The organism is Pseudomonas sp. B21_DOA (assembly GCA_030544685.1).
In the GTDB taxonomy this organism is placed as follows: domain Bacteria; phylum Pseudomonadota; class Gammaproteobacteria; order Pseudomonadales; family Pseudomonadaceae; genus Aquipseudomonas; species Aquipseudomonas fluorescens_AO.
Genome location: CP086683.1, coordinates 2001981 through 2028883, shown reverse-complemented (window position 1 = coordinate 2028883; position 26903 = coordinate 2001981). Strand labels below are relative to the sequence as shown.

The window sequence follows — 26903 nt, the reverse complement described above, 5'->3', positions numbered from 1 at the left end:
CGAGCAGGCTCGCTCCCACCTTGAATTGCAGTCTCCTGTGGGAGCGAGCCTGCTCGCGAAGAGCGTTGATGCGGTTTTGGATCAGAACTCCAGAGTGCTGGACAAGGAAACCTGCCGCGAATCCCCCATCGACACAAAGAAGCGGCTCGCCGACGAGGTGTAATAGGTGCGATCAAACAGGTTCTTCACGTTCAACTGAAACTTGACCTTCTGCCCTTCAACCGTGGTGTCGTAAGTGGCAAACGCATCCGCCACGGTATAGCTCGGCAGATCGAAATCGTTCACCGCGTTGCCTGCGCGTTCACCGACATAACGAGCGCCGGCACCGACACGCAACTGATCGCCGCCAAACACATTGCCGAAGTCATACACCGCCGACAGCGAGCCGGAATTCTTCGCCACGTTTTGCAGGCGCTTGCCTTTGTATTCCGGGTCTTCGGTGACTTCGGCATCGGTGTAGGCATAGCTGCCGATCAGGTTCCAGTGCTCGCTGAGTTGCCCGCTCAGATCCAGTTCCAGACCGCGTGAACGCACCTCGCCTGCCGCGCTGTAGATCGTGGTCGGGCCTTCGGAATTGGCCACCAGCACGTTGCGTTTCTTGATGTCGAACAACGCGATATTGCCGGTGATGCTGCCCGGCATATCCAGCCGCGCGCCCAGCTCCCACGACTTGGCTTCTTCCGGCGCAATGCTGCCGTCGAGCACGGTACTGCTGCCGCTCAGCGGGGCGATGGTCGAGTTGGGCTTGAACGATTCGGTGTAGCTGCCGTAGAACGACAGCGCGTCGGTGTAGCGATACACCAGCCCTGCGCGCGGCACCCACTTCTGCCCGTTGCTGTCGGTATTGGCCTTGAACGGCACGCCTTTGCCGGCGTATTGGTCGTACTCCTGAAAACGTCCGCCAGCGACCAGAATCCACTGCTCGTTGAGGTGAATCGAGTCCTGCAGGAACAGCGAGTCGCTGCGCAGTTTGTCGGTCTGCGCGCTGTCGGGCGCACTCACCGTAGTGCCCATCACTTCGCGACCATAGACCGGGTTGAGATAGCTGAAGGTGCTCAGGCTTTTCTGCCGGATCAGATCCTCGCGGTAGATCTTGCGGTATTCATCATCAACACCGAACACCAGATCGTGCTGCATGCCCAGCACATTCACTTTGCCTTCGAGGCTGGCGGTGGTGAAACGATCGGTGCTGATCGCGTTCTGGGTACCGTCCATACTGCGGGTCAGTGTGCCTTTGTTGGTGTCGATCGCAGTCACGCGCACTTGGCTGGCGTCGTAGGTCTCGCGATTCCAGCTGTAGCCGAAGTGGGCTTTCCAGTCGTCGTTGAGTTCATGGTCGGCTTCGAAATGGTAGAGATCCGAGCGCCCTTCCATGTCGTTGAACGGCTCGTCGAGACGCTCCTTGCGCGAGATATCCAGCGGATGATTGGTGCGCGGATCGATCAAGGTGCCACGGTCGAACGGGGTGAGAAATTCGCGGTGCTCGTAGGCGAACAGCAGCTTGGTGCGCTCGCCGTACCAGGCCAGCGACGGTGCGATCAGCGTCTCGCGATGGGTGCCGAAGTTGCGCCAGTAATCTTCGTCTTCATGATCGACGACCATGCGATAGGCGAAGCCGGAATCACCCAGCGCGCCGGTGCTGTCGAAGGCGCCGCCGCTGCCGTTCTTGCCGTCACCGTAGGTCGAACCGCGAACCGTCACGGCGTTGTACTGGGTCAGTTCGGGCTTCTTGCTGACCAGGTTGACCACGCCGCCCGGGTCCTGAATCCCGTAAAGCAACGAGGCCGGGCCCTTGAGCACTTCGACGCGATCCACGGTCGCGTTCATGCCGCGGCCCTGCACCAGCGGCATGCCGTCGCGCATGATCGAGCCGTTGCGATTGTCACCGAAACCGCGAGTCATCACCGAGTCCTGGGTACTGCCCAAGGTGTTGCCCTGCGTGATACCGCTGACATTGGCCAGCGTGTCGTCGAGATTGCGCGGCGCCTGATCGCGAATGACCTGCGCCGGGATGACATTGACCGTCTGCGGAATCTCTTGCAGCGACGCCGATGAGCGCATCACCGAACTGGTTTCCGGCGGCTGATAACTCAGCGATTCGTCGCGCGTGGACGTGATGGTGGTGGCGCCGAGATTGAGCGCGCCTGCGGTCGGCATCGGTTCCAGCGCCAAGGTATGACTGTCGGTGCGGCGAAAGCGCAGGCCGGAGTTGCCGAGCAACCGTTGCAAGGCCTGCTCGGCACTCATCCGGCCGTTGACTGCCGGAGCATCGAGGCCGTACGGCGCTTCGTCGGTGTAGACCACGCTCTGCCCGGTCACGCGGCTGAAGTCGCTCAGGGCCTGCGGCAACGGTTTGGCGGTGAGGGCAAAATTGAATTGCTGTTGCGCCTGATTGCTCACCGCTTCTGCCGCCAGCGCGATATTCATCGGCAGCAATGCCAATGAGGAAAAACTCAACGCCGACACGCTTAACCACTGTTTGACCGAACCGGATTTTGCCCTGGACTTCATTGCTCAATGACCTGTGTAGAACCGCAACGGATGCGAATGGCTCGCAGTTTCAGTCACTACACGGATGGGGCTCGGGGTTACCTCACCTTTAAATTGAAAATATTTTTTGGAGGATTTGTTGCCTGGAGTGACGCCTTCGCGAGCAGGCTCGCTCCCACCTTGGAATGCGTTCCCTGTGGGAGCGAGCCTGCTCGCGAAGAGGCCGGCAGCCTCAGCGCAGAATAATCAGTTGCCCCAACACCCGATGCTGCTCAAATCCCAATACCCCTTGCAGCGAATTGAGCACCGCCTGCGGGTCCTTGCTCGGAAAGCTGCCGCTGACCTTGCGCGCCGCCAGTTCATCGTTGAGCAGCACAATCCGCCCCGGGTAATACCGACGCAGATCCTCAACGACATCGGCCAGCGCGGTCCTGTAGTAAGTCAGCCAGCCCTGACGCCAGGCCAGTTGCGCTTCACTGTCCACGGCATGCATTTTTTCCGCCGTGCCGTCGGCGTAGGCAACTTGCTGGCCGGCCGTGAGAATCTGTTGTTGGCCATGCTCGTCCGCCGTCACCGCGACACGTCCGGACAATACCGTCACTTGCGCGCCATGAGGTTGTCGGCGTACTTCAAACTGGGTACCCAGCACCCGCGCCTCGCCCTGCTCCGCCGCCACCACAAACGGATCGCCGGTGTGAGTGACGCTGAAGAAAGCAGCGCCACGAATCAATTGCACACGGCGCTGACCGTGGCTGAAATCCACAGCAATCGCACTATCGGCATCCAGTGTCACTTGCGACTGATCGGCCAGAGTCACCGTGCGAATTTCACCGGGCGCCGAGACATGATCGGCGCGCAGATCGTCGAGCCAGCGCTGCGCCTGCCACCCTGTGCCGAGGCTGACCATCAACAGTAGACACGCGGCCAGCGCCAGCGCGCCTGACCAACGCCACGTCGGCGAGCGACGCGGGGCGTCCATCGCCTGCAGATAACCTTGCAGCGCGAGCGCATCTTCCTCGGCCAACATGCGCGCCGGGGCTTCGCTGAGTTCCCAGATCACCTGCGCCTGCGCATACGCTTCGGCATGGGCGGGGTCGGCGCGCAGCCATTGGCTGAAGGTCAGTTGATCGCCAGTGCTCGGGCGGTCATGCAGCAGGCTCAGCCAGGCCAGCGCGGCCTGCTCCTGGGCCGGTGTCGGCGTGATCGGGTTTGATGGCTTCACGGTGCTTTCCCTGGCAGGCGTGGCGCGGGATCGCGCAGGCTGGCCTTGCAGGCCTCGAGGGCGCGCATCATATGTTTTTCCACGGCACTTTGGGACAGGCCCATGGCCTTGGCGATTTCCGCGTACTTGCGCCCGTGAATGCGATTGAGCAGAAAGATCTGCCGGGTACGCTCGGGCAAGGCGCGCAACGCTGCTTCGACGTGACGCAGATCATTGCCCGCTTCGAGTGCGGCCTGGGGTTCGCTGCCATGGCTGTCGGGTTCGTCCGGCTGCCAGCCTTCATTGACGCGCGTGCGCGTGCCTTCACTGCGCAGATGGTCGATGGCGATATTGCCGGCGCAGCGCAGCAGATAAGTGCTGAGCTCTTCGACCTGGACCAGCGGCCGCCGCCAGAAGCGCAAAAACAGATCCTGGACCAGATCCGCCGCCGTCGCCCGACAACCGACGCGGCGGTTCACCAGCGCCTCCATTTGCGCACGCTGGGACAGAAACACCTGGAGAAAATGCGCACGCGCGCCACGCGCTTCATCGTCGCGCGATTCCGGCGGCAGACCGTTCAGCACTTCAGCACAGCGCCCAGGCTGCAACCGGGCTGGCCAACAAGCTCAACCCGGCCAGCGCCAACGCCAGACGCGGGCGATAAGGCAGCAACAGTACCAGTGCCAAAGCGCTGAGCATCAGCACTGCAAACCAGTCGACCAGACCGAAACTCCAGCCACCGGCCGCCACCGCCGCCCACAGCGAAAGCGCCAGCAACAACCATCCCGCCAACGCGAGACCCTGACGGCGGCGCGTCGACGGTTTGGCGCCGAGCAATTCGGCGTGATGACGCGGCATCGACAGGCACAATGCTGTGAAGCCGGCGTAGGTGAGCAACAGGGCCAGCAGCATCAGTTGGCACCCTGTTCGACAGTGATCGAGCGAGGCGAAGAACCTACTTGGCGAACGCTGGCGTGGTTGCCCGTACGCTGCATCTTGCGCGCAGCCCAGCCAAGAAAAAGCCCCGTTGCCAGACAAGTCAGATCAAATCCGGCCAGTGCCCAGTCGCGCTGCATCAGGCTGGCGCCAAGATTCCACGGTGTGGTCAGCGCATTGATCAGCGGCACCGCGATAAACAGTGCTGCGCCGACCGTCAGCTGTTCGATCCACGCCTTGCGTCCCGGACGCAATACCGCGTGCACCACGCTCAGGCCCCAGACTATGAAGAACGCGTTCACTTCCCAGTCGGCCCGCCCCGCCAGACTCACCGGCAACAATCGATTGGCCAGAAAGAACACCGCCACCGCCGACAACAGCCCGGCCATGCTGGCGATATTCAGCACTTCGACCAGACGCAATTCGAACGGCATCGCCGCACTTTTAGCGTGCTTGAGCTGTCGCTTGCCGAGCCAGATCACCAGCCCGGTGCCGATCATTGCCGTGCCGGCCAGTCCGCAAAGGAAATACAGCCAGCGCAACAGCGGCCCGGCGAAATGGCCCATGTGCAAACCGTAAAACGCGCCACCCACCGCCATCGCCATGGGCTGATCGGGGTGCTGCTCAGAAGCTGCCCGGTGACGCCGTTGAAGGTCACCGCCCGGCCGAAATCATGCACCACCCGATCGCCCGCGCGGGACAGCACCACCGTGGCGCTGGCATCGCCCGGATTGCTCACCGACAGCCGCGCCGTGTGGCCGCCCGACCATTGCTCGCTGGCCTTCGCCAGCAACGGCGCCATGGCGCTCAACGGCGCGGCAATAGCGGCGCGCTCGGGCGTCTTCGAGGCGGGAAAGACTTCGTCGTAGAACTTGCGCACGTCGCTGCCGTAAGAGGCGACGATGCTGGCGGGCATGACCATCGACATGAAAATCACCAGGCTGCTGTAGGTGATCATCAAGTGAAACGGCAGCACCAGCACGCCCACCGCGTTATGCCCGTCGAGCCAGGAACGCTGGCCCTTGCGCGGGCGAAAAGTGAAGAAGTCCTTGAAGATTTTCTTGTGTGTGATGATGCCGCTGATCAACGCGACGAACATCACCATCGCAGCGATGGTCGCCAGCCAGCGGCCCCACGGATAAGGCATCTGCAACTGGAAGTGAAAGCGGTAGAAGAACTCGCCGCCCATGCTTTCGCGGCCTTGGACTTCGGCTCCAGTCTGAGCATCGAGAGTTCGGGATTCGAAGCGGCCGCGCTCGCCGGGTTTGCTCGGCGCCTGTTGCCAGCGCACGGTCAGACCGGGATCGCGGGCATCGGGCAAATCGATCAGCCAGCGCGAGGCACCGGCGGCGTGTTGCTGCAGATAGTTTTGCGCGAGCGTCAGGCTCGCTTCGGCATCGAGTGGATGCGCCGCAATTTCCGGCTGCATCCAGTGGCTGATTTCGTCTTTGAAGTAGGCGAGTGTTCCCGTCAGGAAAATCGCGAACAACAACCAGCCGAACACTAGCCCGGCCCAGGTGTGCAGCCACGCCATTGCCTGGCGGAAACCTTCTTTCATGCCAGCCCCAGACCGCGCGCGGCACCGGAAATGGTGGCGAGGATCACGCTCGGCACCAACAAGCCGACCCACGCCGACCACGCGCTGCGGCAGGCAAAGCACCAGAGCACGGCAACCAGATAGACCAGAAAGGACACAGTCATGCCTGTGACCACCGCTTCGGCGCGGTTCAGCGGCAACCACAACGTCAGGGTGACACTGGCCAGTGCCGCCACCAGATAGCCGCCGAAAATCGCCGCCAGCACTCGCGAAGTGACGGCCAGACGATAGGACATGGGAAGGGTTACGAGTTTGCCTTTCATGTTTCGACCCTGAAACGAAAAACATTCGGCCGACAAGCCGAATCTACAGGCGAGCAATATTAATGATAAATATTCTCATACGCAAAAGCATCTGATTGCCGGACACGGTCGCCAACCCCTACAATGCGAACCGTTCTTGTTCTCTAACGTACGTTCTCTACGCAGGTTTTGCGTCCGGAGTGATTTCGTTGCCGCCCGCCCATCCCGTCGAATCGCTCTACAACGCCCATCACAGTTGGCTCACCGGCTGGCTGCGGCGCAAGCTCGGCTGTCCGGACAGCGCGGCGGATCTGGCCCAGGACACGTTCATCAAGGTGCTGACCGCCCGCGAGCCACCGGTGATCATCGAACCGCGCGCCTTTCTCACCACGCTGGCCAAGCGCGTGCTGTTCAATCATTACCGGCGCCAGGATCTGGAACGCGCCTACCTCGAAACCCTGGCGCAGATGCCGGAAATGATCGCGCCGTCGGAAGAGCACAAAGCGATCATCCTGCAGACACTGGTCGAACTCGATGAAATGCTCGACGGCTTGCCGCGCCAGATCAAACGCGCTTTCCTGCTCGCTCAGGTCGATGGTCTGACTTATCCACAGATCGCCGCCGAACTGGGTATTTCCGTGGCCACGGTCAAACGCCATTTGAACAAAGCGGCCATGCGCTGCTATTTCGCGTTATGAATCGTGTGCCGGAATTTTCCGCGCAGGTCGCCGAACAGGCGGTGCACTGGCAGCTGGAAATGCAGCAGGGCACGCTCACCCCGCGCCAGCAACAAGCCTGGCAACAGTGGCTGGACGCACACAGCGAACACCGCCGGGCGTGGGAACACATGCAGCGGGTCAATCAGCGTCTGCGTGGTGTTTCCTCGCCGTTGGCCCACGCCGCGCTGAACGGGCCGAAGTCGAGCAGTCGCCGTCAGGCGCTGAAACTGTTGCTGATTCTCGGTGCCGGCTCAGCGGCGACCTGGGGCCTGCGCGAGCACACGCCGCTGCCGTCGCTGCTCGCCGATTACCGCACGCCGGTCGGACAGCGGCGCAAGATTGCCCTGAGTGGCGCCGATTCGTTGCAGCTCAATACCGCCAGCTCGGTTGATGTGGATGGTGCGCATCGGTTGATTCGTCTGCTCGAGGGCGAAATGCTGTTGAGCGCTGCAAATCCGTTCGAAATACGCACGGCACACGGCGTGCTGAGAACCCAAGGTGCGCGCCTCAATGTGCGGCAATTTGCCGAGCGCACGCAGATCGCGCTGTTCGAAGGACGAGTCGAACTCACCGCCAGCCAGCGCGCGCCCGTGCTACTGCCGGTCGCGCGGCAGTTGAGTTTTACCGCCAGCGCCGTCAGCGAATCCAGGCCGCTGGACGCCAACAGCGGCGCCTGGACTGACGGCATGCTGGTCGCCGCCCATATGCGCCTCGGCGATTTCCTCGAAGAGCTTGGCCGCTACCGGCGCGGACAACTACGGTGCGACAGTCAGGTCGCCGATCTGTTGATTTCCGGGACGTATCCGCTGGATGACAGTGAGCGGATTCTTGACCTGTTGCAGATCAGTCTGCCGGTCAGAGTGAAGCGCTTTACCCGTTATTGGGTGAGCGTCGAAGCGCGGGTGTAAAAAACGCCACAACCATGAGCCGTTTTTCAGATCTGGCGTGACAGAGAAGGAAAGCCCCTTGATTCCACCTTCTCAGGATCATCCACATGCAGCCCACCCGCCTTACGCCACTGGCCCGCAGCCTGCGCAATCTTCTGCTCGGCGCCAGCCTGAGTTTCACCGCCCTGCCCGCCGCGTTGGGCGCCGAGGCCAAGGTTTATCACATCGCCCCGGCGCCACTGGAAACCGCGCTCAACCAGTTTGGCCGTGAAGCCGGCGTGCTGATTTCCTTTGGCTCGCAAGTCACCAGCGGTGTGCAGAGCCGTGGTCTGGAAGGCAACTACACCGCGCAACAAGGCCTCGATGCCTTGCTCGAAGGCACCGGCCTGCAAGCCCGAGCCGAGGGTGACAACGCCTTCAGCCTGCAACCGCTGGCTGACGCGGCGCTGGAGCTGGGCACCTCGACCGTGGTCGGCGACTGGCTCGGCGACGCGGCGCAGATCAATGTCTTCGAACACCCCGGCGCGCGTGATGTGATCCGCCGCGAAGAGTTCGAACGGCAGGGCGCGACCCAGGCCCGCGACGTACTTAACCGCATCCCCGGTGTGAATGCGCCGGAGAACAACGGCACCGGTAGCCATGACATGGCACTGAATTTCGGCATTCGTGGTTTGAATCCGCGCCTGGCCGCACGCTCGACCGTATTGATGGACGGCATCCCGGTGCCTTTCGCGCCCTATGGTCAGCCGCAGTTGTCGTTCGCGCCGATCAGCATGGGCAACATGGATGCCGTGGACGTGGTGCGTGGCGGCGGCGCGGTGCGTTACGGCCCGCAGAACGTCGGCGGCGTGGTCAACTTTGTGACCCGGGCGATTCCCGACGAGCCAACAGTCAAAGGTGGTTTCCAGACTGAAACCAGCCCATCGTCGAGCCACGACGGTTTCAAGACCAGCGCCAATCTGCTGGCCGGCGGCACCAACGCCAACGGCCTCGGTGGTGCGCTGTTGTACTCCGGCACCCGTGGCGGTGACTGGCGTGAACACAGCGATACCGAGATCGACGACCTGATCCTCAAGGGCAAATACCAGCTCGACGACGCCAACAGCTTCAACGCCATGGCCCAGTATTACGAAGGCAAGGCCGACATGCCCGGCGGTCTCAACGTCGCCGATTACGATGCCGATCCGTATCAGTCGACGCGGCCGAAAGACCAGTTCTGGGGGCGCCGGACGATGTTCAACGTCGGCTATCGCTATCAGGAAGACCGCCGCGAGTTCACCGCCAACACCTTCTTCACCAAAACCCTGCGCAGCGGTTATCTGGATCAGGGCACATTCCTGTCGCTATCGCCGCGCGAGTACTGGGTGCGTGGTCTGGAAACCCGTTTCGCCCAAGGCTTCGATGTCGGTCCGAGCAGCCACGAAGTCGGCGTCGGTTACCGCTACATCAACGAGGCCGGCCACGAACTGCGCTATCGCACGCCGATCAGCGCCAACGAATACCCGACCACCAGCAGCCGCAACGACCGCGACACTCGCGGTGGTACCGAGGCCAACGCATTCTTCGTCGATGACCGCATCGACATCGGCAAATGGACCATCACTCCGGGCGTGCGCTACGAGATGATCGAGTCGCAACAGACCAACAACCTGACCAACGTCAAATACAAGGGCGACTACAACACCGCGCTGCCGGCGCTGAACGTGCTTTATCACCTCACCGACAGCTGGAACCTGTATGCCAACACCGAAGGCTCGTTCGGCAGCGTGCAATACAGCCAGATGCCCAATCGCGTGAGCAGCGGCGAAGTGAAACCGGAAAAGGCCCGCACCTGGGAACTCGGCACGCGCTATGACAACGGTGCCCTGCGCGCGGAAATCGGCGCATTCCTGATCAACTTCGACAACCAGTACGAAAGCAACCAGACCAACGACTCGGTGATCGCTCGCGGCGAAACCCGCCATCAGGGCATCGAGACCAGCGTCAATTACGCGCTCGACGACTTGAGCCCGGCGCTGGCCGGTTTCGATGTCTACGCCAGTTATGCCTATGTCGACGCAACCATCCGCGAGGACGGGCCGAACAAAGGCAACCGCGTGCCGTTTTCCTCCAAGCACAAAGGCACGATTGGCGTCGGTTATACCGAAGGGCCATGGAAGCTGAATCTGGACAGCAGCTTCCAGAGCGACCAGTTCGCCGACAACGCCAACACTTCGAAAGAAAGCGCCGATGGCAGCACCGGCAAGATCCCCGGCTACATGCTGTTCAGCAGCCGCGCCGGGTATGACTTCGGACCGCAACTGTCGGATTTGAATGTGGCGGTGGGCGTGAAGAACATCTTCAACACGCAGTACTTCACACGCTCGTTCGATGACAACAACAAGGGCAAGTACGTGGGTGAGCCGCGGACGGTTTATGTGCAGACGTCGGTGGCGTTCTGAACAGACTCTGAAGCCTTCTCCCCATGCGAAAAAACGGGCCTGCATCAGCAGGCCCGTTCTCCTTAGTCACTTGTGAAATCAGCGCATCAACTGTTGATCGCTGCCTGTTCGTTCTCGTCGAATTCTTCCGCCAACAGCTTGTCGTTGGCTTTGCCGCTAAATGGCACTACAGCGGCGCGTGGTTTACCTCGCAGTTTGCCGAACAGATGATCCAGTGCGTGCTCGAGTTTTTCGGCAGCACCGTCGATCGCCTGTTCCAGCGAATCGGCTTTGTGGGTCACGGAAATCGGTTGGTGGCCTTTTGGCCGCGCTTCCAGTTGGCAGCGCAAGTCATGGGGACCTGGTTTCTCGCCGTTCTCGTCGCTGAGGTGGACTTCGACACGGGTCAGGTCTTCTTCATAACGGTCGAGCGTGCTCTCAATAGTTGTACGTACCCACTCCTCCAGTCGCTTACTGCTTTGAATATGGTTATCGCTGTTGACTTGGATTTGCATAGTTCATCCCTTATTTCAGCTAGCTCGCTGGAGGCCTTGAAGTGAATTTCCTGACCTCCTGGTTACAACAATCGGCCCGAGCGGCGAACATTTCAACCCCTGAAAAAAGAAAAATATTCATTCGCAAAAAAGCCGGACAACCGAGCGAGGCGCTGTTAATGTCGGGAGTTGGGTCGCCTCGCCCATTGGCAAAATCTGCTCACAATTGCCCGTCATTCAGCGGGTGCAGACTGCGGAAAATCCCCGCCTCCTCCACCAGCCAGTCATGCACAGCGCGCACGCCCGGATGGCTCAACGCCCCCGGCGCATACAGCAGCACGTAACGCTTGTGATTGGGCACCGACAGGCCGAACGGCACGATCAAGGTACCGCGCTCCAGCTCATCATTGAGCAACGTGCGCCGGGCAATCGCCACGCCCATGCCGGCAATCGCCGCTTCGATGGTCAGGTGATTGCGATTGAACGTGTGGCCGCGTCGTACATCGGCACCTTCGAAGCCGATCGCATTCAAATAGAACTCCCATTCCGCGTATTCGTAACTGCCACGCCAGGCGGTGATGTCGTGCAGCAACGGGAAATGCACCAGATCCGCCGGCCCGTGCAGCGGCGGGCGGCCGCGCAGCAGGCTCGGCGCGCACACCGGGAAAATCTGCTCGTCGAGCAAGGCTGTGGATAACAATCCCGGGTAGCTGCCATCGTTGAGGTCGATGGCCAGATCAAAATCGCCCTCGTGCAACGGCACGCTGCTGTCCTCGGCCACCAGGCGCAACTGGATATCCGGAAAACGTTGCTGCAAGCGCGGCAGGCGTGGGGTCAGCCACTTGCCGAGAAACGACGGTATCGAACGCAACCGCAGCGTCCCGCTGATCATCCCGGCGTCCAGCCGGCGCAACTCCGCATCGATGCTGCCATAGGCTTCGTTGACGGTCATCGCCAGCCGCTGCCCCTGCGCACTCAACTCAACGCCCCGCGCGCGCCGATGAAACAGGCGAAAGCCCAAGCGCTCTTCCAATTGGCGAATCTGCTGGCTGACCGCGCCCGGGGTGATGTGCAGCTCTTCGGCACAACGGGTGAACGACAGGTGCCGCGCGGCACAGGCAAACACCTGCAGCCAGACATAGGTCTGGGCATGCAATTGACGACTCATTGTTTAGTCCTGCTAAAGGCTGTCTTAGGAGGTTTCGTTGGTCACCTCGAAGCGAGGCAGGCAGTATCGCCGACATTGCGCTTGTCCGACAAAAAATGGCAGCGATTCCTACTCCATTGCTTGTAAGGGTTTAGCATGGCTATCAGTGTTTTCGATCTATTCAAAGTGGGCATCGGCCCGTCCAGTTCCCATACCGTCGGTCCGATGCGTGCAGCCGCGACCTTTGCCCAAGCTCTGATCGATCAGCATCTGCTCAATGATGTGCGACGTGTGCAGATCCGCCTGTACGGTTCGCTGTCGGCCACCGGCGTCGGCCACGCGACTGACCGCGCAACGGTCATGGGCCTGATGGGCGAGTGGCCGGACAGCATCGATCCTTCGACCATCGAGCCACGCATCCAGCAACTGCGCGAAACCGGGCAACTGTCCCTCGCTGGTCAGCGTTCGATTGCTTTCGATTGGCAGAATGATCTGCTGCTGCTCGATGAGAGCCTGCCCTATCATCCCAATGCTATGTCGCTGACGGCCCTTGGCGAAAGCGCCGAGCTGTTCGCGCAAACCTATTACTCGGTGGGGGCGGATTCATCGTCGAAGCGGCTGAAGCCGAATCCGGTGTGGCGCCCGCCAGGGCCGTGGTGTTGCCCTACGATTTTTCCAGCGCCGCCGAGCTGCTCGCTTTGTGCAAACAGCACAATCTGCGCGTTTCCGAACTGATGATGGCCAACGAGCGCGCCTGGCGCAGCGACGCCGAGATTCGTCAGGGCCTGCTGCACATCTGGTCGGTAATGCGCGAGTGCGTCGAACAAGGTTTGCGCCACGAAGGCATCCTGCCCGGCGGTCTGAAAGTACCGCGTCGCGCGGCGAAACTGCACCGCAGCCTGTTGGAAATCGGCAAACCGAACGTGATCAGTTCGACCCTGTCGGCGATGGAATGGGTCAACCTGTTCGCCCTCGCCGTCAACGAAGAAAATGCCGCTGGCGGGCGCATGGTCACCGCGCCGACCAATGGCGCCGCCGGGATCATTCCGGCCGTTCTGCACTACTACATGAAATTCAATCCGGATGCGTCTGATGATGACGTCGTCGCGTTCTTTCTCGGTGCAGCTGCCGTCGGCATTCTGTGCAAGAAAAATGCATCGATCTCCGGCGCCGAGGTCGGCTGTCAGGGCGAAGTCGGCTCAGCTTGTGCGATGGCTGCCGCCGGCCTGGCCGACGTCCTCGGCGCGACACCGGAGCAACTGGAAAACGCTGCCGAAATCGGCCTGGAACACAACCTCGGCCTGACCTGCGATCCGGTCGGTGGCCTGGTGCAAGTGCCGTGCATCGAGCGCAATGCCATCGCGGCGGTGAAAGCGATCAACGCCACGCAAATGGCCCTGCGCGGCGACGGCAATCACTTTATTTCCCTCGACCGGGTGATCCGCACCATGCGCGACACCGGCGCCGACATGCACGACAAATACAAGGAAACCTCACGTGGCGGGCTGGCGGTGAACTGGGTCGAATGCTGATCGGCCTGATTGCACTGTCAGCGATCATCGGCTCATTCCTGCCCTGAAAACGCGCCACAAAAAACGGCGAGCCCCGAGGCTCGCCGTTCTTTTCGCCGTGTTTATTGTTCGACAATTTTTCCGGCATGCCCCTTGCTACGTCACCCTTGAGGCAAACGGACATTGCAAACCTCAGCGAACGAGATGCCAGTGGTCTGGTGTTGCGAACCAAATCGGATCATGGCCGGTCAACAACTGCACGTTCAATCAGGCGGTGACGCATCATGGACAACCCATTTCAAATCATTACCGATGCCTTCGCGCCGGACTATCAGATCAATCTGAGCATTCAGGGCCTGGACGGCAGCATCATGCTGACGCTTTCCAACGCCGGCCGCATCGTGGCCAAGCGCATGATCAGTGCCGAACAGCGCAATGATCCCGAGCGTTTGAAACGGCTGGTGCAAAGCATCCAGTTCGGCATCGCCATCGAACAGGGCCACAGCGCCATGTCGATTCTCGAAGCCATGACCAGCGGCGCCGGACTGACCCCGCCACCGCCACGCGTCAAGGGCCAGCCCGGCCAGGCGGCGGGCCTTTAGAGCTCGCCCTTTTCCACTTCAGGATGCTCGCTGGAACCCGTGCCGATCTTGCGCTGCGGGTTCTCGATCTTCACTGAGGGGAACTGCGACGAGGCGTAACGCACTACCAGAATCGCGAATGCCAGTAACAGAATGCCGCCGCACAGGTAGATGATGCCCATGTCCGGCGGGTTGTGGTGCGAGACGTTGGAAATCAGCAAGCGCGTCAGTGCAGTGATCGCCACGTAGATCAGGAAGCGCACCGGCATGTGGTTGGTCTTGAAATAAATCCCGACCATCGCGCCCAGTTCCAGATAGATGAACAGCAACAGGATGTCATCAATCTTGATGTGCCCGACTTCGAGCATGCCGAGAAACTCCATCACCGCCGCCCACGCCGTCACCGCACCGATGGCGAACAGCGCCAGGTAATGAAAGGTTTCGACGAACAGGTTGCCCAGGGACTCGGCCAGTTGGTGCACGTTGCGCCGCAGTTTCTCGGCCCAGTTGATTTTCACGATGAGTTTCCTTAGCCCGTATCGGGCGGATGATGCGTATCGCACGTGACGGTTTTGCGCGTGCGCCTTATAGCCACGGTTTTCATGCAGGTTCAGGGCCACGCATCATGGCGATCCGGCGCAAATCCCGCGCCGTGGCGTTTGGTCGCACCGCTGGATTTTTGTGGGAGCGAGCCTGCTCGCGAAGAGCAGCGACACGGTTCCCTGACAAACACCAAATCCGGTCTACATTGAAAAGCCACTACCCATGGCGCAGGGATTCGCTTATCCTTTTCGCTGTATATGGATACAGTAGTCGTCAAGACAACTTAATGTGAAGGCATGTGAGGTGGTGAATGGCCGTCGAAGTGGTATACCGCAGCAGCCGAGATCTGGAGCGCTTGTTCATGGATAAAGCCGAAGCTGATCGTCATGACAAAATGCTCGAACTGGCCGAATATCTGGCCGATGTGCTGCAAAAAGCCGTTCCGTCCTTGACTGAACAGCAAGTGGAAGAAGCCGGAATCTACATGGCGAAGAATCGTGATGTGTTCGCCCGAGCATTCAAGAGCCAGCCCGATGCGCTGTCGGAGCTGATCAATGCGCCGGCCGAGCCTGTCGAAAAAGCTGAAGCGACAGAACCTGATGAGACGCCGACGAAGCCAGCCAAAGCAGCGAAAGCGCCGAAGTAATTAAAAAGATCGCAGCCTTCGGCAGCTCCTGCATTCCGAGTGGAGGAGCTGCCGAAGGCTGCGATCTTTTGCTTTCAGCGATACAAAACCTTCTCCGCCAACTCATCCGCCACCCGCGCCGGCGAACGCTTTTCCGCCTGCGCGTGGGCAAAAACTTCGGTCAACCGCGAACTGATTTTCGACAGATGCGCCGTGATGGTCGGCAATTCCTCACCGCGATGTTTCAGCGAAACGTAGATCAGCCCACCGGCATTGATCACATAATCCGGCGCATAAAGAATGCCGCGCCGTTCCAGCTGATCCGCCACATCCAGGTGGGAAAGTTGATTGTTCGCCGAACCGGCCACTGCTGAACAACGTAGCTGTGAAACGCTGTGACTATTAAGCACCCCGCCCAAACCGCAAGGCGCGAGAATGTCGCACGGCGTGCTGAGCAATGCATCGTTAGCGATCGGGTGCGCGTTGAGCTGTTCCATTGCCAGTTGCACCTTGCCGTGATCAATGTCACTGACCAGTAATTCGGCGCCTGCCGCGTGCAGCTGCTCCGCGAGCGCGTAACCGACATTGCCAAGCCCCTGAATGGCAATGCGCAAACCTTCGAGGTTGTCGCTGCCCAAGCGCGCCATCGCCGTGGCGCGAATGCCGGTGAACACGCCCATGGCCGCGTGCGGTGCCGGGTCGCCTGCCGAGGTGGTGCTGGTGACATGCCGGGTCTGCTGGGCGATGCAGTCCATGTCGGCCACTGAAGTACCGCTGTCGATGGCGGTGATGTAGCGGCCGTCGAGTTGCTCGATGCAACGACCGAAAGCCTCGAACAACGCGGCGCGATTCTCGACATGCACCGGGCGCACGATCACCGCCACCCCGCCGCCCTGCGCGAGGCCGGCGAGCGCCGCTTTGTAGCTCATGTTTTGCGCCAGGCGAATGGCATCCTCGACCGCAGCTTCGTCGTTGGGATAGGCAAGGTAACGGCAGCCGCCCAGGGCTGGCCCCAGGTGGCTGTCATGAATGGCAATGACCGCCTTCAACCCGGTGACCGGGTCGACGCTAAGGTGCAGCGATTCCAGGCGAGTGCTTTGCATGAGAGCGAACATCGACAGGCTCCCGAATCACTTCTTGTAGAACGCCAGTATAGGCTTGCCCCTGAAAATTGCTGGCGCACACCGGCATGAGCCGCCGAGCGGACAATGTTACGCCGCGATAACTTGCGCTCAACGCGCCCGGTACTGGACGAACAACCCGGACGGGGCTAAAACGAGGCATTGGAGGGAGATTCAGATGAGTGCGCGCCAACGCTTTTTCGAATGCCTGCATCGTTCACCGCCAGCCCTGCTGGAAGCTGCGCTGTGGATAAGTGCCGAGCACGACAAAACTCTCGAGCCCGAGACATGGTTGCGTACCTTCAAGGATCTGCAATTACGCGTCAGCTACGGCCTGCCGATGCTGCCGGTCAGCGAACTGGCGCAACCGCTGTTGCGGCGCATGGTCGATCTCGGCTTCGCCCAGGATGATTTCCTGCCGCTGCGTCCACAGGCAGCGCTGCTGCATCGTGTGTTACACACCCAGCGGGGTCAGCCGTTGGCATTGGCGTTGATCGCACTGGAACTGGCGCATGGCCTCGAGATTCCTTTGGTCGGGGTCAACTTCCCCGGGCATTTCCTGTTGCGGGTACCCGGCGCCGACCACTTGCTCGACCCTTGCGGAGGTCGACGCTTGTATCCCAACGACTGTCGCGAGCTGTTGCAACGTCAATACGGACCGAACATGCAGCTCAGCGCCGAGCATCTGCTCACCGCGACGCCAGTGCAGATGCTCCAGCGCCTGTCGCGCAACCTGCGCCAATTGCATCTGACCCACGACGATCACATCGCCGCGCTGATCGACGCGGAACGAGTGCTCGAACTGGGTGGCGCGAAGGCTGCCGATTACATGGCTCGCGCCAGTTTGTATCAACGGCTGGATTGTCCGAACGCTGAACGCTTCGATCTGGAGCACGCGCTGTTGCTCAGCGAAGATCCGATCCAGCGCCTGCGCCTGACCGAACGCCTCGGTCATCTGCCGCCCAACTCCGTCGTGCATTGACCACCTTCCGCAGGCTTGTCCCCATCCTTGAGCCCACACAAACCTGTGTGGGAGCGAGCCTGCTCGCGAAGCAGGCACCTCGGTCTCCGGTCAAACCACGTTATCGTTCTTCGCGAGCAGGCTCGCTCCCACGGTGGCTCGGGAGGCATCAGTCGGCGAGCGCACCTGAATGATCAGCAGCGCGGCAATCACCGCCGGGATCGCGCAGAAGAAGAAAATCTGCTCCACCGGAATGTGCATCGCCAGCAGCAGACTGCCGAACAGCGGCCCGAGGATCGAACCGAATCGGCCTACGCCCAATGCCCAACCGGTACCGGTGGCGCGCACATGAGCCGGGTAGAAATTGCTGGCAAAGGCATTCAGCGTCAGTTGCCCGCCAATGATGCAGAACCCGGCGGCAAACACACAGGCCACCAGAAAACGCGGATCGTCGTGGTTGAGCCCGAGCAGAATCGTGCACAGCGCCGCCCCTGCCAGTACGCCGGACAACAGGCGCACCTTGCGTTGCAACCGGTCGGCGAACCAGGCCATGCAAATCGCGCCCAGGGTCCCGGCGAACAGGAACATCGACGTCACCAGGTTGGCTTCGTTGAGTTTCAATCCGCTTTCCAGCAGCAGCGTGGGCAGCCAGCTGATCATGAAATACAACAGAATCAGGCTGACAAAAAACGTCGCCCAGATCAGTAGGGTCGGCCGCGCATAGCCGTTGCGAAACAACTCGACCACCGTCAGTTTGCTGCCCTGCTCGCGCGCGTTCTGCTCGACGCTTGCCACTGGTGGCTGCCAGTCCGGCAACATCCGCGCGGTGACCTTGCGCAGCCGAGCATACGGCGGTGCATCACGCAGCAAACGTGGCAGCGATTCCGGGAGCATCCACCAGAGAAACGGGAACAGCAGCAACGGCGTCACGCCGCCCGCGAGGAACACTGCCTGCCAACCGAACTGATCGATAAAACCGGCCGCGACAAAACCGCCCGCCGCCCCACCGAACGAGAACCCACAGGCAGCCAGCGTCACCATCAAGGTGCGCAGACGCGGTGGCGAATATTCCGACATCAAGGCCATCGCGCTGGGCATTGCGCCGCCCATGCCGATGCCGCAGATGAATCGCGCGATCATCAGCGTGTTGAGCGAATCGGCGAACACCATCAGCACCGTCAGCGTGGCGTAGATCAGCACGCAGGCGAGCAGAATTCGCCGCACACCGAAACGGTCAGCCAGTGGCGTAACCGCGAGAGACCCGAGGGTGAGGCCGAGCAGGTTGGCGCTGAACACCGGGCCGAACGCAGACTTTTCCAGACCCCAGTCCTGAGCCAGCGCGGGCACCACATAACCGAGCACCTGGGCGTCATAGCCATCGGTGACCAGCAACAACGCCAGCAGGATCAGAAGCACCCATTGATAGCGGGACACAGGCCGGGCGTCGAGCGCCGCGCGGAAGCTGGCAATCTGGTTATGCATCGCAAGGTACCTGTTTTTGTTTGATCGTTCCCACGCTCCGCGTGGGAATGCCGCCCGGACGCTCTGCGTCCAATGTGACGCAGAGCGTCACGAGATGCATTCCCACGCAGAGCGTGGGAACGCTCATTTAGGGGTGTCTGGCTGGTTGGCAGGATGCGCCTTGATGAACGCCGGATGTTCAGCCGCCAATGCAGCCACGCGGCAAATCTTTGGATAAGCCTCCACGCTGACGTTGAACCGCTCTGCGGCATACAACTGCGCAATCAGATACACATCCGCCACACACGGCCATTCGCCAAAACAGAAACCGCTGTCGCCGATCAACTGCTCCACCGTCGCCAGACCTTGGCTGATCCAGTGGCTGATCCACTCCACCACCTGCGCCTCATCCTGCCCCGACTGGCGCAGGCGATTGAGCACGCTGACGTTGTGCAGCGGATGCACATCGCAGCCGATCACCGCCGCGACAGCTCGCACCTGCGCACGCGCGACAAGATCATCCGGCAGCAACGGCACCTGTGGATAACGTTCCTCCAGATACTCGATGATCGCCGGCGACTGAATCAGCAGCGCGCCGTCATCGGTGCGCAATGTCGGCACCCGACCCTGCGGATTGAGCGCCAGATACGCCGCTTGCCGATGTTCACCACCCGACGGTGCGATCAGGTTGACCGGCAGCGCCTGGTAATCGAGCCCTTTCAATGCCAGCGCAATGCGCACCCGGTACGACGAGGTGGAACGGTAATAGGTAAAGAGATCCATGAGACGCTCCCGTCAGCGTGCAGCGATCACGGTGCCGCGACATTCGCCGAAGCCGATCGAAGCAAATCCTTCGCGGGCGCAGCGGGCGCGCAAGATGATTTCGTCACCGTCCTCGAGGAACTTGCGCACTTCGCCGGACGCCAGTTCGATCGGTTTCTTACCGCCCTCAGTGATCTCCAGCAAGCTCCCAAACTGGCCGTTTTCCGGGCCGGACAAAGTGCCCGAACCGAACAGGTCACCCGCCTGCAACTGACAGCCGTTGACGCTGTGATGCGCGACCATTTGCGCCACAGTCCAGTACATATAACGGGTGTTGCTGAGGGTCAGGCGATGGGCGGGTAGATTCTGCTCGCGCATGGCTTCGGTGCGCAGCAGCACTTCCAACTCGATATCGAAGGCGCCGCCGTCCTGATCACGCTTGTCGAGCAGATACGGCAGCGGCTGCGGATCACCTTCGGGGCGCGCAGGTTGCGCCGTGCGGAATGGCTCGAGCGCTTCGGCCGTCACCACCCACGGCGAGACGCTGGTGATGAAGCTTTTCGACAGAAACGGCCCGAGCGGCTGGTATTCCCAAGCCTGGATATCCCGCGCCGACCAGTCGAGGCAGAAACCGGCGATGTGCTCGGCGGCGTCAGCGATGGCAATCGGCTCACCCATCTCGTTGCCCGGGCCGATCCAGATGCCCAGTTCAAGTTCGTAATCCAGACGTGCGCAGGGTCCGAATACCGGTTCGGTCTGCCCGGCCGGCAGCGTCTGGCCTTTCGGCCGGCGCACGTCGGTGCCGGAGGCTCGCACCGTGGATGCGCGGCCGTGGTAACCGATCGGCACGTGCTTGTAGTTCGGCAGCAGCGGGTTATCCGGGCGGAACAATTTGCCGACGTTCTGCGCGTGCTCAATGCCGACGTAGAAGTCGGTGTAATCGCTGATACGCGCCGGCAAGTGCATCTGGCAATCGGCAGCCAGTGGCAGCACTGTCGCACCTTGCGCTTCGATGTTGCCCCGCAGGGTGCTGCCTTCACTGAACAGTTCGAACAGGCGTTCGCGCAGGGCCACCCGCGCTTCACGGCCGAGTGCGAAGAACGCGTTCAATTGCCCGCCGTGCATGGCTTCCACGGCACTGCGTGCAACGCCGTCGAACAGACCGGCCTCAAGCGCGACTTGCAAATCGAAGATGTGCTCGCCGATCGCCACGCCTGCGCGAGGCGTCGAACCGTTCACGCTGAACACGCCCAGCGGCAGGTTCTGCAAGGGAAATCACTGTGACCGTTGGCCGAAGCGACCCAGCTGCGGGTAATGGAATTGTGTGTCATGAGTTATCTCCGGGTCGGGTCGAACGTGGCGGGCAGTGTCGCCCAGCAGCCGTCGTAACTGGATTGCAATTGTGGGCAGTCGAGGGCGAAACGGCTTGGGCGCAGCACCTGGCTGGTCTCGAACATGAAGGCCATGGTGTTGTCGATTTTCGTGGGTTTCAGTTCGGCATTGATCGCTTTGGTGCAGGTCTCGCCGTCCGGACCGTGGGCGCTCATGCAGCTGTGCAGCGAAGCGCCACCGGGCACGAAGCCTTCGGCCTTGGCGTCGTATTCGCCCTGGATCAGGCCCATGAATTCGTTCATCAGGTTGCGGTGGAACCAAGGTGGCCGGAAGGTGTTTTCGGCGACCATCCAGCGTGGCGGGAAGATCACGAAATCGAGGTTGGCCAGACCGTGCACGCTGGTCGGCGAGGTCAGCACGGTGAAGATCGACGGATCGGGATGATCGAAACTCACCGTGCCGATGGTGTTGAAACGGCGCAGGTCGTATTTGTACGGCACGTTGTTGCCGTGCCAGGCGACCACATTCAGCGGTGAGTGATTGAGTTCGGTGGCCCACAACTGGCCAAGGAATTTCTGCACCAGGGTGGTCGGTTGCTGGAGGTTTTCGTAGGCGGCGACCGGGGTGAGGAAATCCCGGGGATTGGCCAGACCGTTGCTTCCGATCGGTCCCAGATCCGGCAAGCGCAGCGGCGCGCCATGGTTCTCGGCGAGGTAACCGCGCGCCTGCGGATCAAGCAGTTCAACGCGGAATTTCAGACCGCGCGGCAGCACGACGATTTCCAGCGGTGCCACTTCAAGCACGCCCAGTTCGGTGGCGATGCGCAGTCGGCCGAGTTGCGGCACCAGCAGCATTTCACCGTCGGCGTTGAAGAACATACGCTCCATCGAACGGTTGGCGGTGTAGTTGTAGATGCTGATGCCGGACGGTTTCTCAGCCCCGGCGTTGGCGGCCATGCTGACCAGGCCATCGATGAAATCCGTCGGTTCGGTCGGCAGCTCCAGTGGATTCCAGCGCAGGCGATTGGGCGTTACTTCACCCAATGGCCCGCCCGCCAGTTGACGCTCCAGTTTGACGAACGCCGGGTGATTGGCCGATGGCTGAATCCGGTACATCCAGGTGCGTCGCGCTTCGCTGCGCGGCATGGTGAACGCGGTGCCGGAGAACAATTCGGTGTAGAGGCCGTACGGGGCTTTTGCGGGGAATTCTGGCCAACGGGCAGCGCGCCGGGCAACGCTTCAGAGCTGAATTCGTTGCCGAACCCGGACTGATACGCCAAAGCCTGAGCGGTTGAATCGAGGTTCATGGAGCCTCCTGAACAGGAGTCGGCAATGGCCCATCGCTCTGGCTCAGAGGTCTCGGCACGCCGGGGTTGTTATTATCGTAATCTGATTACGCATAACGTAATTTGCTCGCTATCCAGCGTCAAGCTATAAAGACGCCCATTCGAACCGGAACCGCCAGCCCCATGGAAAAAACCAGCGACAGCAACGGCAAACAGAAAGTCCGCTCCGCCGAGGTCGGCACCGACATCCTCAAGGCTTTGGCCGAGTTGTCACCGTCGACTTCGCTGTCGCGTCTGGCCGAACACGTGCAGATGCCGGCGAGCAAGGTGCATCGCTATCTGCAAGCGTTGATTGCTTCGGGATTTGCCGAACAGAACGCCGCCACCAACCATTACGGCCTCGGTCGCGAAGCGCTGCGGGTGGGCCTGGCCGCACTCAACAGCATGGACGTGCTGAAGGTCGCTGCCCTGCCGCTGTCCGAGTTGCGCGACGAACTCAACGAAACCTGCTTTCTCGCGGTGTGGGGCAATCAGGGCGCAACTGTGGTGCATATCGAACCGGCGGTGCGCGCAGTGACGGTGGTGACGCAATTGGGTTCGGTGCTGCCGCTGCTCAGCTCGTCTACCGGGCTGGTGTTCAGCGCTTACCTGCCGCACCGGGAAACCGATGAATTGCGCGAGCAGGAAATCGCAGTCGCCGAGCATCCGCTCAAGGACGAAACAGCCTATGCAGCGCTGTGCGAACAGATCCGCGAACGCGGTCTGCATCATGTGCACGGTTTGTTGATGCCGGGTGTGGATGCGCTTTCTGCGCCAGTGTTCAACGCGGTCGGGCAGATCGCCGCGGTACTGACCATCGTCGGCCCGACCTCGCTGTTCCACGCCGACGAAAACGGCCCGGCGGCGCAGCGGTTGTTGGCTGCGACGCGGGCCGTGAGTTGGCGGATGGGTTATGAAGGATAGGTCCGGACTATGAGCACTCGAAACGGCTCAGCGCACTGTGGTCTTGCTCAATGCGGCGCCAGCATCTTCCATCAGTGACTTGAAGAAGCCGATCAGCTCATCCTGGGGGTCTTCATGGCCGGTGTAATACGTAACGAGTTCGGCGACCGTCCGAGCGTCTTCAAACATGTCGAGAAACGAGCGCTGCACCCGGGTAAGTTGTTTTGCGGGTGCGCCCGCCGCCGCAGCCTTGCCTAATGTCAGCAATCCGGTCAATACATCGCGTACATGTCCCAGCGCAGCGGAATAATCCCCGCGTCGGTGCGACTGTGATGCATCGTAGATGCTCTTCATCATTTGAACGGCGACGACCACCGTACCTATCGGTGGCACCACGAGGCTGACAATGTTTGCGGCCTTCAACAGGTTGTCATAAATCAGGCTGGCGATTACTTCATTGAGACTGGTGGTGCGTTCGTCTATGTCACTGAGTACTCGGCGTACACGCTCGTCATGGAAAGTAAACAGATCAGGAAGCTTTGCGCGATTTTGCGTGCGGAGGACCGGTCTGGTATCAAGGGTGGCAACCAGGTCATCGAAATAACTTTCAACCACCTGCTTGTCAACCAGCATTATCCGCCCACTGTAATACTCTCTGAACGGACCATATCGGAAACGAATCGAAGGAATGAACTCTGCGATCGGCCGGAAGCTGACAAGATCTGGCGCGTCGGGCGTGTAGAGCAAATCATGGAAACCGGATAGCAGTTTCAGACGAAATATATAAACGCCACCCACCGTGCGGTCCCAGGTTGCTGCCAAACCCAGCTTACCAACGTTTAACTTGTAAAGTCCCTCATCACCCTCAAAGTTGTCATTAACGATCGACTGATACCCGCCACTTTCCTTCAGACTATCAATGACGCGCTGCACCGCTGCAAAAGTCTCAGACGACAATCTGCCGTTAAAAAAGTCGGAAAACGCGTTGCAGTTCATTTCACAACGAATTTTTCGAGCGTGCACCGCACGTTTGAATGCGTAATCCGGGTGAGCCTTGTCCAGATACTGTTCCTTCAGCATTGCGGCATATCGGTCACCGGGGCGGAATGTTTTCGACAGCGAAGAAAGGTCGCGGATATCCAGTTTTTCAATATTGGGATGCCCATTCACCAGATAGTATTTTGGGCTGAATTTTGTTTCGTAAGCCGGATGCACCGCTTCAAAGGCAAGCCCCTCGAGCAAGACGTCGGTCACACTCTTACGATAATCTTCGGTCTGCACAAAAATATGGTCGGGATTGACCGCAACGTCAGTCCCGCGAGAACGCAGGATTTCTTCTATTTGTGCCTTAACGGCGTCATAGGTGAATTGCTCGAACGTCGGGAATCCGTTGTCCCGCGCATCCACTGTGGACAGCGCCTTGAGCTCGGTGGTCAAACCGGCGTAGCGCTTGCGGCCTTCGAAACCAATCGCCCGATAAGCTGCCGGTGCAATGGCTTTATGCAGCGCCACTTCAGCGCGGTAGGCGACATTCACGTAGTCTGCCAACGGGGCTTCAGAGTCCAGATGCAGCTCGACCGGTTGACCATCCAGCGTATAGCTATATTCCAGCTGTGAGAGAGCATTGACGCGCAAAACACCCGCACCGTTCAGGTAGTCTGGGTGGATCAACAACGCCGCGTATTCACGATTTGACGTCAGCGCCGTCTCCAACCAGCGGTTCGCCGCGTAAATATTGGAAAACTTGTGCAGTTCGAAATCACCTGCAGGGGTTTTGATGAACATCAGCGACGGTGCGTATCCTCCGGCCGAGATCATCAGGACATCTTTCAACGCCGGTCCATGTAATCTGATTTTCAATCCCTGGATAGTCACCGAGGAATCATTGGCCATGACCCGCTCGATAATTTCCGCATCGGTGGAATCCAGCCGCCCAGAGTGCCGAGCAACAAAAACCGCAAACTCCATCTGGCTGAACAGATAGTTACGATAGGCCTCCTGATAGTCGACAGAAGGTGCTGAAGCGAGGTCCTGTGCATATTCCAACCGAACGTTGCGGTGCGCCAGCCACTGCTCAAGTGCTTCGGCCGTGAACCGGCTTCCATTGGGCGCGCCGGTAATAGTGAGGGTGGCTTTGTGATCATTGTCATGCAGGCCGAACACAATAAACTCTGTCAGAGTCCGGGTATCTTCCTGCTCAATAGTGCGACCGGCAATGCGCAGAGTGTAAGAGCTATGGACGCTTATCGCCTCTGGATCCAGCTGTTCGCCGAGGACCCGCCCGGCCCATCCAGCGAAGGTACGCAAAACATAGTCTTTGAACGAAAAGCATGCATCGAACGCAGTTGAATAATCAGCCTGGTATTGATCCCTGGAGTCCTCGAGTTCGGTATATCGCTCTTGGACGTCACTGCTGGCGGCCACCAGCCAGTTTGGCCATTCGGTACGTTTCAACGCTCGCCAAAGCAGGAAGAAGCGGGTATTGATGCCATAGCGCAGGACATGCATTTGCTGGTTTTCCTGCAGCGCAGAGGTCAGCGTAGTATCCAGTTGCTCACGGCCATCGACCAATGCCGACACGCTGTCAAGCTGGCCCTTGAGATGTGCCTCTGCGCAGAACCGATGAGCGCTCTGACCGGCTTTCAGATATCGGATCTGGTCGCCGGGCACAGAGAGTCGGCCTTGCAGATGTTCGTGCAATTCGCTGTTTTTCTCAAATAGCTCAAAGCCGTTTTCCGGCGTATGCAGGAGATAGCTGGTTGACTCATTGACCAGCGGCATTTCCGCTTCCGGACGCTCGGCATTGTCAAGAACGAAGCAGGGTTGCAACGACTGGAGATAATCCGGCACAGGCCGGAGGTTGACTTCAAATGTCCCGCGGCCCATGCCGTCGAGAAGATAAGCGAATCTCTCACCCAGACTGGCGTCAAAATTATTGGCCATGACCGATAGCGAAAGCTCTGCACTCGTGACCGACGCGTAGGCCTCGATGAATGCCTGCTTGTTGGACGACGGCTCAGCGTCGGGACGAGCGGATTGCACCGAAGCCGCCCAGAACTTTCCGATGTCGCTGCGCAGCGCTGTTGGCAGTCCGGCAGACACTGCCGCAATCAGATCTTCGACAATCAGCGTATCGAGGGTTTTGACTTTGAACTGCTCGCCAAACGTATCCGGGAGAAGGAAAACTCCATCGCTGCCGTCAATGTAGAGCGGGCTGACATTGTTATCCAGGCAATAAAGAGTCACTTCCCAAAGCGTGCCCGACGGTCGATTTTCATCAGCCGGAAAAGCAGGGTCTGTATTGATGTACACCTTATCGATATCAATATTCTTGCGCAGCCGTGCCAACTCACTCTCAAGCAAATTCCGCAATGTATCTGCCACGGTCGGCATTGCATCGATGATTGCAAAAAGTCTGGATTTTGCCTGACTTGCCTTTTCCCACTCTTCAGCCCATGTAACTTGCTCTCCGAGCGAATGGCGCATCAGGCTTTTAAACAATTTACTCACAACTTGTCCTTGTTTTATAACTATCCAGAGCTGCGATTGCAGCCACTGCAGATAGCCGGCAAGGTAAATTCTTTTTCCACCGACCAAAAGATCAAACAATTTACAAAACATGCACAACGAACGGAAACAAACTAAC

At 60.0% G+C, this 26903-nt stretch carries 18 protein-coding genes and 5 pseudogenes; 8 read left to right on the top strand and 15 right to left on the bottom strand.

What is annotated here, in order from left to right; genetic code table 11:
• Positions 1–81 precede the first annotated feature (81 nt).
• From LJU32_09220 to LJU32_09195, 6 genes and pseudogenes are all read right to left on the bottom strand, one after another.
• The gene (locus LJU32_09220) at positions 82–2511 is read right to left on the bottom strand and encodes a TonB-dependent receptor (protein WKV90337.1); all 2430 of its coding nucleotides are present in this window, start codon (positions 2509–2511) and stop codon (positions 82–84) included.
• A 211-nt stretch (positions 2512–2722) separates the two neighbouring features.
• On the bottom strand, positions 2723–3712 hold the full coding sequence (locus tag LJU32_09215; protein ID WKV90336.1) for a FecR family protein: 990 nt from the start codon (positions 3710–3712) through the stop codon (positions 2723–2725).
• On the bottom strand, positions 3709–4272 hold the full coding sequence (locus LJU32_09210; GenBank protein WKV91071.1) for an RNA polymerase sigma factor: 564 nt from the start codon (positions 4270–4272) through the stop codon (positions 3709–3711). Before LJU32_09210 ends, LJU32_09215 begins: the two co-directional genes overlap by 4 nt.
• Before the next feature lie 4 nt (positions 4273–4276).
• On the bottom strand, positions 4277–4603 hold the full coding sequence (locus LJU32_09205) for a DUF3325 domain-containing protein (GenBank protein ID WKV90335.1): 327 nt from the start codon (positions 4601–4603) through the stop codon (positions 4277–4279).
• Positions 4603–6185 (bottom strand): annotated as a pseudogene (locus LJU32_09200) (PepSY domain-containing protein). The gene LJU32_09205 and the pseudogene LJU32_09200 overlap by 1 nt, the downstream one beginning before the upstream one ends.
• Entirely contained in the window at positions 6182–6487 is a 306-nt protein-coding gene (locus LJU32_09195) for a DUF3649 domain-containing protein (GenBank protein ID WKV90334.1), read from the bottom strand. The pseudogene LJU32_09200 and the gene LJU32_09195 overlap by 4 nt, the downstream one beginning before the upstream one ends.
• Before the next feature lie 188 nt (positions 6488–6675).
• Between LJU32_09195 and LJU32_09190 the strand changes: the two genes are divergently transcribed.
• The 3 genes from LJU32_09190 to LJU32_09180 all read left to right on the top strand — a co-directional run bounded on the left by LJU32_09190 (position 6676) and on the right by LJU32_09180 (position 10513).
• Positions 6676–7164 carry a sigma-70 family RNA polymerase sigma factor gene (locus LJU32_09190; GenBank protein ID WKV90333.1) on the top strand — a complete coding sequence of 163 codons (489 nt, stop codon included), beginning with the start codon at positions 6676–6678 and terminating at the stop codon, positions 7162–7164.
• Complete coding sequence (locus LJU32_09185; GenBank protein WKV90332.1) at positions 7161–8093, top strand: DUF4880 domain-containing protein; 933 nt, start codon at positions 7161–7163, stop codon at positions 8091–8093. Before LJU32_09190 ends, LJU32_09185 begins: the two co-directional genes overlap by 4 nt.
• A gap of 86 nt (positions 8094–8179) precedes the next feature.
• A complete protein-coding gene (locus LJU32_09180; protein ID WKV90331.1) occupies positions 8180–10513 on the top strand; it encodes a TonB-dependent receptor family protein in 2334 nt (777 codons plus the stop codon).
• Between the two features lie 86 nt (positions 10514–10599).
• Here LJU32_09180 and LJU32_09175 read toward each other — a convergent pair whose 3' ends face one another.
• Both LJU32_09175 and LJU32_09170 read right to left on the bottom strand, forming a co-directional pair.
• Positions 10600–11007: an HPF/RaiA family ribosome-associated protein gene (locus LJU32_09175; GenBank protein WKV90330.1), complete on the bottom strand. Its 408-nt coding sequence runs from the start codon at positions 11005–11007 to the stop codon at positions 10600–10602.
• A gap of 199 nt (positions 11008–11206) precedes the next feature.
• Positions 11207–12154, bottom strand: a complete 948-nt coding sequence (locus LJU32_09170; protein WKV90329.1) for a LysR family transcriptional regulator — start codon at positions 12152–12154, stop codon at positions 11207–11209.
• Between the two features lie 135 nt (positions 12155–12289).
• On the opposite strand from LJU32_09170, the pseudogene LJU32_09165 reads away from it, so the two are divergent.
• Together LJU32_09165 and LJU32_09160 are read left to right on the top strand one after the other, a co-directional pair.
• A pseudogene (locus LJU32_09165) lies at positions 12290–13665 on the top strand (L-serine ammonia-lyase).
• A gap of 263 nt (positions 13666–13928) precedes the next feature.
• Positions 13929–14246 carry a DUF3509 domain-containing protein gene (locus LJU32_09160; GenBank protein ID WKV90328.1) on the top strand — a complete coding sequence of 106 codons (318 nt, stop codon included), beginning with the start codon at positions 13929–13931 and terminating at the stop codon, positions 14244–14246.
• Here LJU32_09160 and LJU32_09155 read toward each other — a convergent pair.
• Positions 14243–14743 (bottom strand): phosphate-starvation-inducible PsiE family protein, encoded by a 501-nt coding sequence (locus LJU32_09155; protein ID WKV90327.1) that lies wholly within the window; start codon positions 14741–14743, stop codon positions 14243–14245. The two genes, LJU32_09160 and LJU32_09155, sit on opposite strands and share 4 nt — an antisense overlap.
• Before the next feature lie 335 nt (positions 14744–15078).
• Here LJU32_09155 and LJU32_09150 point away from each other — a divergent pair.
• Positions 15079–15318: pseudogene (locus LJU32_09150) on the top strand (YebG family protein).
• Between the two features lie 170 nt (positions 15319–15488).
• Here the strand turns inward: LJU32_09150 and LJU32_09145 are convergent.
• Positions 15489–16508, bottom strand: a complete 1020-nt coding sequence (locus LJU32_09145) for a Glu/Leu/Phe/Val dehydrogenase (protein ID WKV90326.1) — start codon at positions 16506–16508, stop codon at positions 15489–15491.
• A gap of 184 nt (positions 16509–16692) precedes the next feature.
• On the opposite strand from LJU32_09145, the gene LJU32_09140 reads away from it, so the two are divergent.
• Positions 16693–17496 (top strand): tetratricopeptide repeat protein, encoded by an 804-nt coding sequence (locus LJU32_09140; GenBank protein ID WKV90325.1) that lies wholly within the window; start codon positions 16693–16695, stop codon positions 17494–17496.
• Positions 17497–17586: 90 nt separating this feature from the next.
• Here the strand turns inward: LJU32_09140 and LJU32_09135 are convergent, their stop codons facing one another.
• The 4 genes and pseudogenes from LJU32_09135 to hmgA form a co-directional block, all read right to left on the bottom strand.
• Positions 17587–18957 (bottom strand): aromatic acid/H+ symport family MFS transporter, encoded by a 1371-nt coding sequence (locus LJU32_09135; GenBank protein ID WKV90324.1) that lies wholly within the window; start codon positions 18955–18957, stop codon positions 17587–17589.
• 123 nt (positions 18958–19080) lie between these two features.
• Positions 19081–19719 carry a maleylacetoacetate isomerase gene (gene maiA, locus LJU32_09130; protein ID WKV90323.1) on the bottom strand — a complete coding sequence of 213 codons (639 nt, stop codon included), beginning with the start codon at positions 19717–19719 and terminating at the stop codon, positions 19081–19083.
• Between the two features lie 12 nt (positions 19720–19731).
• Positions 19732–21029, bottom strand: a pseudogene (gene fahA, locus LJU32_09125) (fumarylacetoacetase).
• A 3-nt stretch (positions 21030–21032) separates the two neighbouring features.
• Positions 21033–22336: pseudogene (gene hmgA, locus LJU32_09120) on the bottom strand (homogentisate 1,2-dioxygenase).
• Positions 22337–22498: 162 nt separating this feature from the next.
• Here hmgA and LJU32_09115 point away from each other — a divergent pair.
• The gene (locus tag LJU32_09115; protein ID WKV90322.1) at positions 22499–23278 is read left to right on the top strand and encodes an IclR family transcriptional regulator; all 780 of its coding nucleotides are present in this window, start codon (positions 22499–22501) and stop codon (positions 23276–23278) included.
• A gap of 27 nt (positions 23279–23305) precedes the next feature.
• Here the strand turns inward: LJU32_09115 and LJU32_09110 are convergent, their stop codons facing one another.
• Positions 23306–26866: a hypothetical protein gene (locus LJU32_09110; GenBank protein WKV90321.1), complete on the bottom strand. Its 3561-nt coding sequence runs from the start codon at positions 26864–26866 to the stop codon at positions 23306–23308.
• Positions 26867–26903 lie beyond the last annotated feature (37 nt).

Bases quoted from the DNA above. Each gene is read 5' to 3' on its own strand.
- LJU32_09220 (WKV90337.1), bottom strand. From the start codon at position 2,511: ATGAAGTCCAGGGCAAAATCCGGTTCGGTCAAACAGTGGTTAAGCGTG.
- LJU32_09205 (WKV90335.1), bottom strand. From the start codon at position 4,603: ATGCTGCTGGCCCTGTTGCTCACCTACGCCGGCTTCACAGCATTGTGC.
- LJU32_09195 (WKV90334.1), bottom strand. From the start codon at position 6,487: ATGAAAGGCAAACTCGTAACCCTTCCCATGTCCTATCGTCTGGCCGTC.
- LJU32_09185 (WKV90332.1), top strand. From the start codon at position 7,161: ATGAATCGTGTGCCGGAATTTTCCGCGCAGGTCGCCGAACAGGCGGTG.
- LJU32_09180 (WKV90331.1), top strand. From the start codon at position 8,180: ATGCAGCCCACCCGCCTTACGCCACTGGCCCGCAGCCTGCGCAATCTT.
- LJU32_09175 (WKV90330.1), bottom strand. From the start codon at position 11,007: ATGCAAATCCAAGTCAACAGCGATAACCATATTCAAAGCAGTAAGCGA.
- LJU32_09170 (WKV90329.1), bottom strand. From the start codon at position 12,154: ATGAGTCGTCAATTGCATGCCCAGACCTATGTCTGGCTGCAGGTGTTT.
- LJU32_09160 (WKV90328.1), top strand. From the start codon at position 13,929: ATGGACAACCCATTTCAAATCATTACCGATGCCTTCGCGCCGGACTAT.
- LJU32_09145 (WKV90326.1), bottom strand. From the start codon at position 16,508: ATGTTCGCTCTCATGCAAAGCACTCGCCTGGAATCGCTGCACCTTAGC.
- LJU32_09140 (WKV90325.1), top strand. From the start codon at position 16,693: ATGAGTGCGCGCCAACGCTTTTTCGAATGCCTGCATCGTTCACCGCCA.
- LJU32_09135 (WKV90324.1), bottom strand. From the start codon at position 18,957: ATGCATAACCAGATTGCCAGCTTCCGCGCGGCGCTCGACGCCCGGCCT.
- maiA (WKV90323.1), bottom strand. From the start codon at position 19,719: ATGGATCTCTTTACCTATTACCGTTCCACCTCGTCGTACCGGGTGCGC.
- LJU32_09115 (WKV90322.1), top strand. From the start codon at position 22,499: ATGGAAAAAACCAGCGACAGCAACGGCAAACAGAAAGTCCGCTCCGCC.